General features: G+C 62.1%; 15 protein-coding genes and 1 tRNA gene. 14 read left to right on the top strand and 2 right to left on the bottom strand.

Annotated features, from left to right (window positions below; translation table 11 throughout):
• Positions 1-25 precede the first annotated feature (25 nt).
• The 9 genes from AC0J5Z_RS15435 (at position 26) to AC0J5Z_RS15395 (ending at position 8,188) form a co-directional block, all read left to right on the top strand.
• A complete protein-coding gene (locus AC0J5Z_RS15435; RefSeq protein ID WP_475033814.1) occupies positions 26-925 on the top strand; it encodes a ParA family protein in 900 nt (299 codons plus the stop codon).
• A gap of 6 nt (positions 926-931) precedes the next feature.
• Entirely contained in the window at positions 932-1,849 is a 918-nt protein-coding gene (locus AC0J5Z_RS15430) for a segregation and condensation protein A (RefSeq protein ID WP_475033810.1), read from the top strand.
• Positions 1,842-2,498 (top strand): SMC-Scp complex subunit ScpB, encoded by a 657-nt coding sequence (gene scpB / locus AC0J5Z_RS15425; RefSeq protein ID WP_475033806.1) that lies wholly within the window; start codon positions 1,842-1,844, stop codon positions 2,496-2,498. The genes AC0J5Z_RS15430 and scpB overlap by 8 nt, the downstream gene beginning before the upstream one ends.
• Before the next feature lie 152 nt (positions 2,499-2,650).
• Positions 2,651-3,862 carry a pseudouridine synthase gene (locus AC0J5Z_RS15420; RefSeq protein WP_091466587.1) on the top strand — a complete coding sequence of 404 codons (1,212 nt, stop codon included), beginning with the start codon at positions 2,651-2,653 and terminating at the stop codon, positions 3,860-3,862.
• Positions 3,863-3,865: 3 nt separating this feature from the next.
• Positions 3,866-4,972 carry a prephenate dehydrogenase gene (locus tag AC0J5Z_RS15415; protein ID WP_475033802.1) on the top strand — a complete coding sequence of 369 codons (1,107 nt, stop codon included), beginning with the start codon at positions 3,866-3,868 and terminating at the stop codon, positions 4,970-4,972.
• Positions 4,972-5,685, top strand: a complete 714-nt coding sequence (gene cmk / locus AC0J5Z_RS15410; protein WP_475033797.1) for a (d)CMP kinase — start codon at positions 4,972-4,974, stop codon at positions 5,683-5,685. Before AC0J5Z_RS15415 ends, cmk begins: the two co-directional genes overlap by 1 nt.
• Positions 5,675-6,409 (top strand): lysophospholipid acyltransferase family protein, encoded by a 735-nt coding sequence (locus AC0J5Z_RS15405; protein WP_475033795.1) that lies wholly within the window; start codon positions 5,675-5,677, stop codon positions 6,407-6,409. The genes cmk and AC0J5Z_RS15405 overlap by 11 nt, the downstream gene beginning before the upstream one ends.
• 10 nt (positions 6,410-6,419) lie before the next feature.
• On the top strand, positions 6,420-7,970 hold the full coding sequence (der, locus tag AC0J5Z_RS15400) for a ribosome biogenesis GTPase Der (protein ID WP_091466594.1): 1,551 nt from the start codon (positions 6,420-6,422) through the stop codon (positions 7,968-7,970).
• Between the two features lie 141 nt (positions 7,971-8,111).
• A tRNA-Pro gene (locus tag AC0J5Z_RS15395) sits at positions 8,112-8,188 on the top strand.
• 53 nt (positions 8,189-8,241) lie between these two features.
• Here the strand turns inward: AC0J5Z_RS15395 and AC0J5Z_RS15390 are convergent.
• Positions 8,242-8,733 (bottom strand): tyrosine-type recombinase/integrase, encoded by a 492-nt coding sequence (locus AC0J5Z_RS15390; protein ID WP_475033791.1) that lies wholly within the window; start codon positions 8,731-8,733, stop codon positions 8,242-8,244.
• Positions 8,734-8,754: 21 nt separating this feature from the next.
• On the opposite strand from AC0J5Z_RS15390, the gene AC0J5Z_RS15385 reads away from it, so the two are divergent.
• From AC0J5Z_RS15385 to AC0J5Z_RS15370, 4 genes are all read left to right on the top strand, one after another.
• Positions 8,755-9,195, top strand: coding sequence for a hypothetical protein (locus AC0J5Z_RS15385; protein ID WP_475033789.1), 441 nt, complete (start codon positions 8,755-8,757; stop codon positions 9,193-9,195).
• Between the two features lie 125 nt (positions 9,196-9,320).
• The gene (locus tag AC0J5Z_RS15380) at positions 9,321-9,713 is read left to right on the top strand and encodes a hypothetical protein (RefSeq protein ID WP_475033786.1); all 393 of its coding nucleotides are present in this window, start codon (positions 9,321-9,323) and stop codon (positions 9,711-9,713) included.
• An 89-nt stretch (positions 9,714-9,802) separates the two neighbouring features.
• Positions 9,803-9,937, top strand: coding sequence for a hypothetical protein (locus tag AC0J5Z_RS15375; RefSeq protein ID WP_475033783.1), 135 nt, complete (start codon positions 9,803-9,805; stop codon positions 9,935-9,937).
• A 638-nt stretch (positions 9,938-10,575) separates the two neighbouring features.
• The gene (locus AC0J5Z_RS15370) at positions 10,576-10,899 is read left to right on the top strand and encodes a hypothetical protein (protein ID WP_475033778.1); all 324 of its coding nucleotides are present in this window, start codon (positions 10,576-10,578) and stop codon (positions 10,897-10,899) included.
• 318 nt (positions 10,900-11,217) lie between these two features.
• Here the strand turns inward: AC0J5Z_RS15370 and AC0J5Z_RS15365 are convergent, their stop codons facing one another.
• A complete protein-coding gene (locus tag AC0J5Z_RS15365) occupies positions 11,218-11,664 on the bottom strand; it encodes a MarR family winged helix-turn-helix transcriptional regulator (RefSeq protein ID WP_475033775.1) in 447 nt (148 codons plus the stop codon).
• 174 nt (positions 11,665-11,838) lie between these two features.
• Here AC0J5Z_RS15365 and AC0J5Z_RS15360 point away from each other — a divergent pair, with 174 nt between their 5' ends.
• Positions 11,839-13,047 carry an MFS transporter gene (locus AC0J5Z_RS15360; RefSeq protein ID WP_475033773.1) on the top strand — a complete coding sequence of 403 codons (1,209 nt, stop codon included), beginning with the start codon at positions 11,839-11,841 and terminating at the stop codon, positions 13,045-13,047.
• Positions 13,048-13,099: the final 52 nt, after the last annotated feature.

The raw sequence follows: 13,099 nt of genomic DNA, 5'->3' as shown, positions 1-13,099 counted from the left end.
CGTCGTCGAAAGAGTGGTTAGATACGTGAGCATCGAACGGGGAACAGCTACGCTGGAAGGCACCGAGCTCGATCTGGAAGACGCCATCATGGGGCCCACGGGCCGTCCTCACCGCGAATTCCCGGAACCTGCTCCACTGGCCTCCCACGGTCCGGCGAGAGTCATCGCCATGGTCAATCAAAAGGGAGGCGTGGGTAAAACCACGTCCACCATCAATCTCGCGGCGGCGCTCGCAGAGTACGGTCGGCGTGTCCTTTTGGTGGACTTTGATCCGCAGGGTGCACTTTCGGCCGGTCTCGGGGCCAACCCCCACGAGCTCGACCTCACCGTTTACAACGTCCTGATGGATCGCAAGGTGAACATCCGGGATGCGATTCAGCAGACCGGTGTTGAAGGCGTCGACCTCCTGCCCGCCAACATCGACCTCTCCGCTGCTGAAGTCCAGCTCGTCAACGAGGTGGCCCGCGAGCAAGTCCTGGACCGCGCACTCAAGAACGTCGAGGATGATTACGACGTCGTACTGATTGACTGCCAGCCGTCGTTGGGCCTGCTGACAGTGAACGCGCTGACTGCAGCCCATGGCGTCATCATCCCGTTGATCTGCGAGTTCTTCGCCTTGCGCGCCGTTGCGCTGCTGGTGGAGACCATTGAGAAAGTACAAGACCGCCTCAACCCGCGCTTGCAGGTGGATGGCGTGCTGGCCACAATGTACGACGCCCGCACCCTTCACAGCCGTGAAGTGATCTCGCGCCTGGTTGAAGCTTTCGGTGACAAGGTCTTTGAGACTGTCATCAAGCGTTCCATCAAGTTCGCCGACGCCACCGTGGCCGCCGAGCCAATCACCAGCTACGCCGGCAACCACATCGGCGCCGACGCTTACCGCCGCCTTGCCAAGGAACTGATCTCGCGCGGCGGCGCGCCCTAGCGGACGGTGGGACCGTCACTCGCCCCGACCGCCGAAGCGGAAACCTCCGCTGAAGCGGAAGCGCCCGACGCCGGTACCTCCGGAGCCCCTAAAGCCGGCTTCGAGGTACGGCTGGCAAACTTCACCGGCCCCTTTGATCTCCTGCTAGGCCTCATTTCCAAACACAAACTGGACATCACCGAGGTGGCGCTTGCAACCGTCACCGATGAGTTCATCAAGTACATCCGCCGCCTCCAGGAGCTGGGGGAGGACTGGGCGCTGGATGAAGCCAGCGAATTCCTGGTTATCGCTGCAACCTTGCTTGACCTGAAGGCGGCCCGGCTCCTGCCTGCAGGTGAGGTGGAGGACGCAGAGGACATTGCGCTCCTGGAGGCAAGGGACCTGCTCTTTGCCCGGCTCCTCCAGTACAAGGCCTTCAAGCAGATCGCAGGGATCCTTGGCGGGACACTGGAGCAGGAAGCCCGCCGGTACCCCCGCCAAGTCGCGTTGGAAGGCCATTTTGCCGCGCTGCTTCCCGAGCTTGTGTGGCGGCACACTCCGGAACAATTCGCCGAACTTGCTGCCAAGGCGCTCAAGCCCAAAGATGCTGCGCCCGAGGAAGTGGGCTTGGGCCACCTTCACGCACCTCCAGTGAGCGTTAAGGAACAGGCTGAGATCATGGGCTACCGCTTGAAGCTGGGCGCGCCGCTATCCTTCCAAACGTTGATTGCCGATGCCGAGACCGCGTTGGTGGTGGTGGCACGCTTCCTGGCGTTGCTGGAGATGTTCCGTGACCGGGTGGTTGCCTTCGAACAGCCCGAACCGCTGGCTGAGCTGACGGTTCGGTGGACAGGTGATGATGCCGGCTGGGACGGTTCCAGCCTGAGCGAGGAGTACGAATCAGGAACAGAAGCGGATCGAAGCGGGGAAAACGCCAGTGAGTGAACACGAAACGCTCCAAGACGGGTTGGCTGAACTGGAGGCCCTGCCCGGCGGTGCGCGGGCGGCATTGGAGGCGGTCCTTATGGTCATTGATGAGCCGGCCACCTCGGAGGAGCTGGCCGCCGGACTCAACGTGACGGTCGCCGTCGTCGAGGATTTGCTGCAGGACCTGCAGCGGGAGTATAGGGGCTATACTGTTAAAGCCCCGGACGTGGATGCTGTCGGCTTTGCCGCTGCCAGTACTGCACCCCGGGGTTTTGAATTGCGGAACGTCGCCGGTGGGTGGCGGATCTATTCACGGTCGGAATTTGCCGACATCGTGGGCAGGTTCGTCCTCGAGGGCCAGACCACCAGGCTTACTCAGGCAGCGCTTGAGACCCTGGCGGTGATTGCTTACCGGCAGCCGGTCTCCAGGGCCCGGGTGTCTGCCATTCGCGGCGTCAACGTCGATTCCGTAGTCCGGACGCTTACCCAAAGGGGTTTGATCGAGGACTCCGGAAACGATCCCGAATCGGGAGCTGTCCTTTACCGGACAACCTCGTACTTCCTGGAACGGATGGGCATCGGTTCAGTGGCTGAACTGCCACAGCTCTCGCCGCACCTTCCGGGTTTGGAAGGGATCGACGAGTACTACGACGCAAGCCGGATGTAGCCACGGCCCACACCGGCACTGCAGGACAACTTCATACTGATTCACGGCACCTGACCAAGGTGCACAGCGACAAGGGGGCAGACGATGTCTGCCCGGCTGGCTAGTGTTGATTCCAACACCAATTGCCGGCCATTACTACACAAGGACGGGTCATGACACAGGCGGGACGCCAGAGTTCACCACGTAACAGTTCGGGACGCAACAGCTCCGGACGCAATGAGGCCAAGGGCGGCACCGGCCGCTCCAACGCCGGCGGCTTCTCGGGCCGCGGCGGCAGCGCCGGCGCTGGAAAGCGCAACTTCACCCAGGGCGAGGGACGCCCCTTCAAGGCATCGAAGCCGCGCGAAGCGGCCCCTTTCGATCCTGACAACCCCACAACTGCGGGCGATTACGATCGCGGCCAGGCAGCCAGGCCGGCAAAGCCCTTCCGCAAGCCAGGCTCCAACAAGCCCGGCTTCGGCAAAGCCCCGGGCACTCCGGGCGCCCTGAAGCCCAAGGCGAAACCTGCACGGCAGTACGGCTCCAAGGCCTTCGGCAGCGAACGCTTCGGCCAGAACCTGGGCCCCATCCGGAAGCCGGGTCGCAACCGCGGTCCGCGCCAGGAAGTCCCGCAGTCCGACCTTCACGACGTTGACGGCGTCCGCCTGCAGAAGGTCATGGCACAGGCTGGTGTGGCTTCACGCCGGGTATGTGAGGAAATGATCCTTGAAGGACGCGTCGAGGTTGATGGCGTGGTGACCACCGAACTTGGCATGCGCGTGGACCCGACGTCCGCCGTGATCCACGTTGACGGCATCCGGATCCAGCTCGACGAAACCCTCGTCTACATGGTTTTCAACAAGCCCAAGGGCGTCGTTTCCACCATGGAGGACCCCGAAGGCCGTCCCTGCATCAGCGACTTCCTCAAGAACAACAAGAACAAGGGCGAACGCCTGTTCCACGTTGGCCGCCTCGATGTCGCCACTGAGGGACTGCTGCTCCTGACGAACGACGGCGAACTCGCCAACCGCTTGACGCACCCTTCGTATGAGGTACCCAAGACGTACCTGGTCCAGGTGCGTGGCCCGTTCCCTCAAGGCGTGGGCGCGAAGCTGAAGAATGGCGTCGAGCTTGAAGACGGCGTAGCTGCTGTGGACTCCTTCCGCTTGGTGGACTCCACGCCAGGCCACGTCCTGATCGAGGTTGTCCTTCACTCGGGCAAGAACCGCATTGTGCGCCGCATGTTCGACGCCGTCGGGTTCCCGGTGGAGCGTCTTGTCCGCGTCAAGGTGGGCCCCATTGGCTTGGGCGACCAGCGCCAGGGCAGCATCCGCAACCTCGGCAGGCAGGAAGTCGGACACCTCCTGGCATCAGTGGGGCTCTAGGGCATGTCGGCATTCGGTACGCACGGCCGGGGCCATCTTGATGGCCCGGTCGTCGTTCTCGGTACAGGCTTGCTTGGGGCCAGCATTGGCCTCGGCCTGCGCGGACGCGGTGTCCCCGTTTTCCTTTTCGATCCTTCGCCCACCAACCAGGCGGTCGCGGTGGATATCGGTGCGGGACGGCCATTGGGGGAGTTGGATGAAGAACCGCAGCTGGTAGTTGTCGCGGCCCCGCCGGACGTGACCGCCGACGTCGTGCAGAAGGCACTGGCAGACTACCCGTCCGCCGTCGTGGTCGATATTGCCAGCGTCAAGGCGGCGATCCAGGCACAGCTGCGGGAACGCGGCGTGGACCTTGCCCGCTATGTGGGTACCCACCCCATGGCAGGCAGGGAGAAGTCCGGCCCGGTTGCGGCCAGGGGAGAGCTTTTCACCTCCATGCCCTGGGTGCTTTGCCCCTCCGAAGAAACGTCGGATGCTGCACTTCAGGCTGCACGTTCACTTGCGGGGGATCTGGGAGCGATCGTTTCCCGGTTCACCGCGGACGAGCATGATGAAGCCGTGGCGTTGGTGTCGCATCTGCCGCAGATCATGTCGTCGCTTCTGGCGAGTCGTCTGCAAGGCACGCCATTGCATGCCCTTTCCTTGGCGGGCAACGGACTTCGGGACACTACCCGCATTGCAGCAAGCGATCCCACCCTCTGGGTACAGATCCTGGGCGGCAACGCGGAAAAGGTGGTGTCCATCCTGCACGGTGTGCGCGAGGACCTGAACCGTTTGATCGGTACCTTGGAGGATCCGCTTGCACCCGGTGCACGGCTTGACCTTGCCCAGCTCATCAGCGAGGGGAATGCAGGCCAGGCCCGGATCCCGGGCAAGCACGGCGGACCTCCCCAGGCGTACTCGTGGCTCACCATCCTGGTGGATGATAAGCCCGGCCAGATCGCGCACCTCCTCACGGAGATCGGCGAGATCGGGGTGAACCTTGAAGACCTTCGGCTCGACCATTCGTCGGGACAGAACGTGGGCATGGTGGAGCTTTCCGTGCTTCCCAGCAAGCATGACCTCCTTGTTGAAGCTTTGACTGACCGTGGATGGCGGGTACTCCAGTAATGACGCGTGAATTCTTTGGCCCGGAGACAGTGGCCCGGCCTGGCAAGCCGCTCGTGATCGCGATCGACGGTCCTTCGGGATCGGGCAAGTCCAGCGTCAGCAAGGAAGTTGCCCGGCGCTTGAAGCTGGCGTACCTCGATACTGGTGCGATGTACCGGGCACTGACGTGGTACTGCCTGAAGACCGGTGTTGACCTCCAAGATGGCGCGGCGGTGGAACAGGCGTCCAAGATCATGCCGCTGGAGATCAGCACCACGACTGCCACGGAGTATGTGGCGGTTGATGGAACGGACATCACGGACGAGATCCGGGAACCTTTGATCTCGTCGTCGGTCAGTGCCGTCGCCACGACGCTCGGTGCCCGCACTGAGCTGATCCGTCGCCAACGCGAGCTGATCGACCAGCACCACCGCCGCATGGTGGTGGAGGGACGCGACATCACCACCGTCGTCGTCCCCAATGCCGAGGTCCGTATGCTCTTGACCGCGAGCGAGGAAGCCAGGCTCCGGCGTCGAGGGATCCAGTTGGGCGGCACGCAGACCAAGGAACAGCTGAACGCCCAGGTCATCCAGCGTGACGCCAAGGACTCCACCGTAGTGAACTTCACGCAAGCGGCCGACGGTGTGGTGACGCTCGATTCCTCGGATCTCAACTTTGAGGAAACCGTCGAAACCGCCTTGGCGATCGTGAGCAAGGTTATCTATGGTGACTGAGAATCAGCTCCCCTCCGCAGGGAGCAGGCTGTGGAGCCGGCCGGTTGGTTGGTTCCTGGATCACGTCATCTACCGGACCATCGTGGCGGGCAAAAGCAATGTTCCCGCTGCCGGACCCGTGATATTTGCCGCGAACCACATCAGCTTCCTGGACGGGCCCGTGATGTACGGTGCGTCGCCGCGCCCTATGCACATCCTCGTTAAAAAGGAGATGTTCAAAGGCTTCCTGGGCTCTGTCCTGAGGGGATCCGGACAGATTCCAGTGGACCGCGCCGGTGACCGCACCGCCCTGCATGTCGGCAGGAAACTGCTCGACGCCGGTCGTTGCGTAGGGATTCTCCCCGAAGGAACCCGGGGGAGCGGCTCTGCCGAAAGCATCAGCAATGGAGTTGCATGGCTCGCCCTCAACTCGGGAGCTACCGTCATCCCTGTGGCCATTCTCGGAACCCGACAGGGTGATGAGCATCGAGACCATATCCCCAAACCCCGCCGCAAGCTGCATGTCAGCTTCGGTGAACCCATCACGGTGAAGCGCCGGAAGGGCGAACCCGGGCGTGTTTCAATGGACAGGGCGGCTGCGGAGATCCGTGAAGCCCTGGCCGAACACGTCCAGGACGCTATCCGGGCCACAGGCCAGGACCTTCCCCTGGAACCTGCGCCCGGCGAACCCACTTCGCAGCACCGCCATACAGCAGTAGCCGGGACGCCGGCAGACCACCACTAAGGAAAGTGCAATGAGCGATACGACTCAAAAATCCGGCCTCCACGGAGCCGGCGACGACGAATACACGCCCACCGGCACCGACCAGGTGGCGGAAAACCTGGCGGCCCTCGACGACGACGAGGCCGAGCTCCGCGCGGCCACCCTCCGGGCCGGCCTGGAGGACTACGAACTCGACGAAGAAGATGCTGCGCTGCTCAGCGGCGAATACGGCGATGAAGGCGACGAAGGTCCCCTCAAGCTGGACCCGGTTCTGGCCATCATCGGACGCCCGAACGTGGGCAAGTCCACCTTGGTCAACCGCATCCTCGGCCGCCGCGAAGCCGTTGTTGAGGACACCCCGGGCGTTACCCGCGACCGCGTCATGTACTCGGCGCGCTGGAACGGCCGCAACTTCACCCTGGTGGATACCGGTGGTTGGGAGCACGACGCCAAGGGCATCCACGCCCGCGTAGCAGAGCAGGCCGAAATGGCCGTTGAGCTTGCTGACGCCGTGCTTTTTGTCGTTGACTCTGCCGTTGGTGCGACCGCCACTGACGAGGGCGTCATGAAGATGCTCCGCAAGAGCAAGAAGCCGGTCATCATGGTGGCCAACAAGGTGGACGACTTCGCACAGGAAGCCGATTCCGCTGCGCTGTGGGGATTGGGCTTCGGCCAGCCGTACCCGGTTTCGGCCCTGCACGGCCGTGGCGTTGCCGACCTCCTGGACCACGTCATGGACACCCTGCCCGAGTACTCGCTGGTGGACGGCGTGGAGCGTTCCGGCGGTCCCCGCCGTATCGCCCTGATCGGTCGCCCGAACGTCGGTAAGTCCTCGTTGTTGAACAAGCTCGCCGGCTCCGAGCGTGTTGTGGTGGATCCGCTGGCTGGCACCACGCGTGACCCGGTTGACGAGTTCATCGAACTTGGCGACCGCACGTGGCGCTTCGTGGATACCGCAGGTATCCGCCGCCGCCAGCACATGGCGCAGGGCGCCGACTTCTACGCGTCGCTGCGTACGCAGGCCGCGCTCGAAAAGGCGGAGGTCGCCGTCGTGCTTCTTGCCGTCGACGAGGTCCTCAGCGAGCAGGATGTCCGCATCCTCCAGCTGGCCATTGAGTCCGGCCGTGCGCTGGTGCTCGCGTTCAACAAGTGGGACCTGCTGGACGACGAACGCCGCCGTTACCTCGAACGCGAAATCGAGCAGGACCTGGCGCACGTTGAATGGGCTCCCCGCGTCAACATCTCTGCCAAGACCGGCTGGCACAAGGACCGCCTGGTCCCTGCGCTGGATATCGCGCTGGAGAGCTGGGACCGCCGCATCCCCACCGGACGCCTCAACGCGTTCCTGGGCGAACTCGTGGCAGCGCACCCGCACCCTGTCCGTGGCGGAAAGCAGCCGCGCATCCTCTTCGGCACCCAGGCATCCAGCCGCCCGCCGAAGTTCGTTCTGTTCACCACCGGCTTCCTGGACCCCGGGTACCGTCGTTTCATCACGCGTCGCCTCCGCGAAACGTTCGGCTTCGAGGGCACGCCCATCGAGGTCAACATGCGCGTGCGCGAGAAGCGTGGCAAGAAGCGCTAAATGAGACGGGCATCACAGCACACTTTGGCTGTGATGGCGTCTCCGACCTCCAACTTCGTGTAAGCTTTTGGAGGTGGTTCGGCCGGACTGCTTAGGTGAGACTCTTCGGAGGAAAACTTAGGCGGAGAACGGTAGAACCAGCGGGCTGTAGCGCAGCTTGGTAGCGCACTTGACTGGGGGTCAAGGGGTCGCAGGTTCAAATCCTGTCAGCCCGACCAGCAATAACCGCTCCATCACTGGGAAGTATCCCGGAGGTGGGGCGGTTTTTTGTTTAAGCTCCACTCGAAACAGAGGCTTGTGTGTGCAGCGTGTGTGCACCACCTTTCTTGGCTGGCACCATCGCCGCCGCCCTCTCCGCCGCGTTTGAAGCAGCCGAACCGATGAGGTGCCCGTACGTGTCCGATGTGATTGTGATTGATGAGTGCCTGAGCAGCTTCTGAACAATGGCGATGTCTTCACCGGATGAGAGAAGCAGGGAAGCGTACTCGTGCCGCTGACCGTGGAAAGTCAGCTTGGGAAGCCCTGACTGCACCCGCAGCTTCTCGAATAACGCTTCGATGCCAGCAACTGCTGGGTCGCTCGCCGGCGTGGGTAGTGTGAACCGGATAATGCCACCTGTTTTCGCCACCGCATCGTAAGTTCCCGCGGGCATTCCAGTTCTGGTGGGCACAGGAGCAGGTGCTGCGCTTCTCGTCGGCCCCTGAGTGGCTAAGTCGTGGGGGCTGCCCTTCGCAACGACGTAACAGGGTTCAACGCTGTTCATGAAAGCCTCGGCAACACTGCCATGACAACAGCCGTTGGGCACTCCATGGGTTCCCTCGGGGCCATGGAGGCAGCAAAACCTGGGCTACCGGTCGATAACCTCGTTCTCGTCGGTGACGTTGGTGCCCCTGATAACGTGACCTCCGTGAACGATCTCCACCTGAACCCCGGTGGCACCGTTTACCGGGGAACCTACACCGTGGACTACACAGCAGTGATCGGGCATGGTGCTGGCTCGTACCGCAAATACACCACCAACCCAGGGTTCGGGGCCGTCACCTTCGGCACAGACGGCGCCACAGCACCGGATGGCACCATCGAGCACCCCACGAAAACCCATGACGGACAAACCGGAGGCGAGAACGGCATCTACGGATACTTCGACAGGAGAACCGAGTCAAGCGTTAACCAAGCCAAGCTCTCTCTCGGTCTGCACGATCAACTCACGAATGCGAAACGATGACCACAAATCTTCACCCCCGTTACAGACGTGTCCTTCCCGCCGCAGCCATCATTCTTCTTCTCACCCTTGCAGGGTGCGGGACCACGACGACCACCAATCCTCCTACCAGCACCACGGAGCAAACCATGGGATCAGAACAAGCCCGCAAGGAATATCTCGACCTCTTCACCAAGATTCAAGCCCTCGCTCCGGGCGACTGGACAAAGGTCACGCCAGATAAACCCGGAGGGGTCTGTGATGGCCCTCTCGGCACTGAAGGCACCCAAATCTCTTTCGATGCCACCCGAAGCCCGCTGAGCCGGGAAGAAATGGACGCTCTCCACGACAAGGTCAAAACTGAGTTCGAAACCACAGGGTTCACCGTCACGCAACACACCGACGGAGGCGAAAACTTTGTCAGAAGAACCGACGTCTTCGGCCCCGAAAAGTCCGTCATGGGACTCACCACAGGCAAATACGGCATCGCCCTCGGCGGAAATACCCGTTGTTTTTCCGACCCGGAAGGCAAATTCCGCTAGGAGATCGGGCTGCGCGTCGCCGATTCACGATGCTCAGTTCCTGCGGTCCGGACCGCTGCATGTCCGCCCCTCCGCGTACTGTCTGCGTCATGGCGAAGTTTGACCGTGAAAGTTTCCAAAAGATGATGGCTGAACTCAACGCTGAGGACCGCGCCGGCGTGGTTGTCCGTTCACCGTACGAGGACATGGAACCGGATCCGGAGTACCTGCCGCAGCCCATGTGATGCACATTTTTGCAGAGCGACTTGCGCGAGTGTGCAGATGTGTTAATGTAATTGCAGATCAGACGTGATGGTTTGATGAAAACGCTTTGAAGGGTCCGTTGCCGTGGTAGGCGCGGACCCTTCGGCGTTTCCGAGTATGTTTCCGGCAGAATAGGCCGCATGGAACCTGGAGAGTTGTGGGCCTACCGGAAACGCGCCGTCGATCCCTTGGAACCCGTGACCTACCTACGGCGCCGGCGCGGCGATCAGCCCAAACATAAATACTCGCTGGTTCGATTCGAAGCAGAAGACGCTGACGGCCGCGAAGAATGGGTGGCTGACGGACGGCTCAAGTGCCCTTGGGAGGGGCCGAGGAATACGTGGCACGCGAGCTGCGCTGGGCCGCGATAGGTGAGGCTTCACGCGAGAACGACAGCCTAACGATGGCGGTGGGCCTAGCTCTTGATGAACTCTTGCCGCAGAGGTTCGTTGGGCACTCAAATTACAGGCGACAACCAGGCGGTGTATTTGTATTCCAAAACCTAGGGGAGCTGTCAGATCAGCTCGGAATCCCGGACAACGTGTTGACCGGATCTAGGACCGCATTCCAGGAGTCTGGTTCATAGGTGCTTCCATTACAGGCAGCCAAGACCGTAGCGATGAAATTGGCACAGCTCAACCCAGGTGTCGTCATCCGGCTGGCAGAGGACACCGAAACAAAACTGGCAGAAGAAGAATGGCACGACCAGTTCAGAAAACCACTCAACAACCAGCAGCAGGACTGGCGCAACTCTCGGCACGAGCAATGCCGACTCTGGCGCGAATGGGTGGGAGAGCAAAACAACGCACTCAGGAGGGAGGCCGTGGAGTCCAGAGCGGAGGTCGAGCGCCTTCGTTCCCTCGTTGAGCAAGCCATCACTAAGTTGGAAACGAATGGGCACAAGCACTCAGCCGCAATGCTTAGGCGAAGCCTCGCAGGTTAGTCCGCCCTTGTGTGTGCAAACGTGTGTGCACACTGTCGGATGCGCAGGAGATTCGGGGTTCACGGTCGGAAACGACACCCCTCTATATATAAGGACAGAGGCCACCATGCATACCCCGCGGATAAATGGAGACATGGTGGCCTCGTTACTGGGGGTCAAGGGGTCGCAGGTTCAAATCCTGTCAGCCCGACCAGCAAGGCCGGAATCACGTGGAAACACGGGATTCCGGCCTTTGGTCGTTAGCCGCCTGGGAGTCCCGGGCTTGTTCGTTGCCCCCACTGTTCAAAGCCGGGTGCAACGAACATGACCCAGCGTCGGTTAGACCTTCTGCAGTGCGCCGAGCGCTTTCACCAGCGGTTCAAGCTCAGGTACGGACTCGGCCGCATCGAGTGCCGACGCCAACGTTTCGTCATGCACAGGCTTCGCCGCTTCTAGAAGCTTCTGACCGGCCAGCGTCAGCTCGGTGTAGATGCCGCGCCGGTCATCGGCGCACAGGATGCGCGTGAGCAGGCCCCTGTCCTCAAGGCGATTGACCAGGCGGGTGGTAGCGCTGCTGGACAGGGCGGTGGCGCGTGCCAGCTGCTGCATCCGCATGTGCCAGCCATCCTGGCGACTCAGTGCATCCAGCACCGTGTACTCAACCACAGACAAGTCGCTGGAAGCCTGGAGCGCCTTCTCCAGTTCCGCCTCGATGCTTCCGTGCAGGGCGGCAAGGGTTCGCCAGCCCTGTGCCCGTACTTCTACGGCGTCATCCTTGATGCCCATGTCTGCTGTGCTCCTGCCTTGATGTCGTGTGGATCGCGACGCTTTTCTAAAGTAGTTGCTTGCGCAAGTATCTAGCGTGTGCAACTATATATAGAGCGTCTGCAACTAATAGTCTACGGTTCCCGACGACGCACTTCCACTCCCCGTCGGGACCTCCCACCTAAGGAGTTCCACATGCCCGCAGGGTTGATTGCCCTTGCCCTCGGCGGATTCGGCATCGGACTGACCGAATTCGTGATCATGGGCCTCTTGCCCGAAGTTGCTGCCGATTTTCAGGTCAGTGAGGCTTCGGCAGGCTGGTTCATCTCCGGCTACGCCCTCAGTGTTACCGTCGGCGCACTGCTGGTCACGGCCGCAGTCACCAGGCTGCCGCGCAAGCCGGTCCTCATCGGCTTGCTGGTACTGTTCATCGCCGGAAATTTCCTGTCCGCGATCGCCGACAGCTACACTGCCATGCTGATCGGCCGGATCGTCGCCGCACTCTGCCACGGCGCATTCTTCGGCATTGGTTCCGTGGTGGCTGCGAGCCTTGTACCGGCCCACAAGAAAGCCGGAGCCATTGCCATCATGTTCACTGGCCTCACGGCGGCCAATGTCATGGGGGTACCCTTCGGAACGCTGCTTGGCCAGAACTTTGGATGGCGCTCAACCTTCTGGGCCATCACCGCTATCGGTGTTATCGCGCTCCTCGGCATCGCGCTCATGGTGCCCCGGGCCACCACGGAGACGACCAAGGGTCTTCGCAGCGAGCTGGGCGCGTTCAAATCCGGTCAGGTGTGGCTCTCCCTCATCGTGACCATCCTCGGGTTCGGCGGTATGTTCGGCGCCTTCACCTACATCGCCTTCACGCTCACTGAGGTTTCCGGATTCGAATCCGGAGCCGTGCCTTGGCTCCTGGTGCTCTTCGGCGGGGGTCTGTTCGCGGGCAATTTCCTTGGTGGCAAGGCCGCCGACAAGGCTTTGGACAAGACTCTTGTCGTCATCCTCGCCGGCCTGGTTGTGGTGCTGGTCTTCTTCGCCCTCACCGCGAGCAGCAGCGTGGCCACGCTGGTCTCACTGGCTCTCATGGGCGGCTTCGGTTTCGCCACCGTTCCGGGTCTCCAGATGCGCGTGATGCACTTCGCCGCCACGGCGCCCACTTTGGCATCGGGCGCAAATATCGGCGCATTCAACCTCGGCAACGCACTCGGGGCCTGGCTGGGGGGCGTTACCATCACCGCCGGCCTCGGCTACACCTCGCCCATCTGGGCTGGAGCCGGAATTACCGTTGCCGCGCTGCTGGTCATGCTGGCGGCTGCTGCAGCCGCAAAACGTGGGGGAGCGGTGGCACCCGCCGCAACTCCCGACGTCGAACGCGAACCGCGCGAGGCGTCCATCGCCTGACGCCTGGCTTCAAAGCCGGGCCACAAAGTTGAGAAAGCCCGTCACGAGCCTT

It is taken from the genome of Paenarthrobacter sp. TRD_SC_7 (genome assembly GCF_056156245.1).
Note: the sequence above shows the minus strand (reverse complement) of the source record. Positions and strands in the feature narration are given on the sequence as shown.

Excerpts from the sequence above, each read along its gene's own strand:
- AC0J5Z_RS15390 (WP_475033791.1), bottom strand. The coding sequence starts at position 8,733 with ATGAACAGCGTTGAACCCTGTTACGTCGTTGCGAAGGGCAGCCCCCAC.
- AC0J5Z_RS15415 (WP_475033802.1), top strand. The coding sequence starts at position 3,866 with ATGTCGGCATTCGGTACGCACGGCCGGGGCCATCTTGATGGCCCGGTC.
- AC0J5Z_RS15370 (WP_475033778.1), top strand. The coding sequence starts at position 10,576 with ATGAAATTGGCACAGCTCAACCCAGGTGTCGTCATCCGGCTGGCAGAG.
- AC0J5Z_RS15405 (WP_475033795.1), top strand. The coding sequence starts at position 5,675 with ATGGTGACTGAGAATCAGCTCCCCTCCGCAGGGAGCAGGCTGTGGAGC.
- AC0J5Z_RS15420 (WP_091466587.1), top strand. The coding sequence starts at position 2,651 with ATGACACAGGCGGGACGCCAGAGTTCACCACGTAACAGTTCGGGACGC.
- AC0J5Z_RS15375 (WP_475033783.1), top strand. The coding sequence starts at position 9,803 with ATGGCGAAGTTTGACCGTGAAAGTTTCCAAAAGATGATGGCTGAACTC.
- cmk (WP_475033797.1), top strand. The coding sequence starts at position 4,972 with ATGACGCGTGAATTCTTTGGCCCGGAGACAGTGGCCCGGCCTGGCAAG.
- der (WP_091466594.1), top strand. The coding sequence starts at position 6,420 with ATGAGCGATACGACTCAAAAATCCGGCCTCCACGGAGCCGGCGACGAC.
- AC0J5Z_RS15360 (WP_475033773.1), top strand. The coding sequence starts at position 11,839 with ATGCCCGCAGGGTTGATTGCCCTTGCCCTCGGCGGATTCGGCATCGGA.
- AC0J5Z_RS15380 (WP_475033786.1), top strand. The coding sequence starts at position 9,321 with ATGGGATCAGAACAAGCCCGCAAGGAATATCTCGACCTCTTCACCAAG.
- AC0J5Z_RS15365 (WP_475033775.1), bottom strand. The coding sequence starts at position 11,664 with ATGGGCATCAAGGATGACGCCGTAGAAGTACGGGCACAGGGCTGGCGA.
- AC0J5Z_RS15385 (WP_475033789.1), top strand. The coding sequence starts at position 8,755 with ATGACAACAGCCGTTGGGCACTCCATGGGTTCCCTCGGGGCCATGGAG.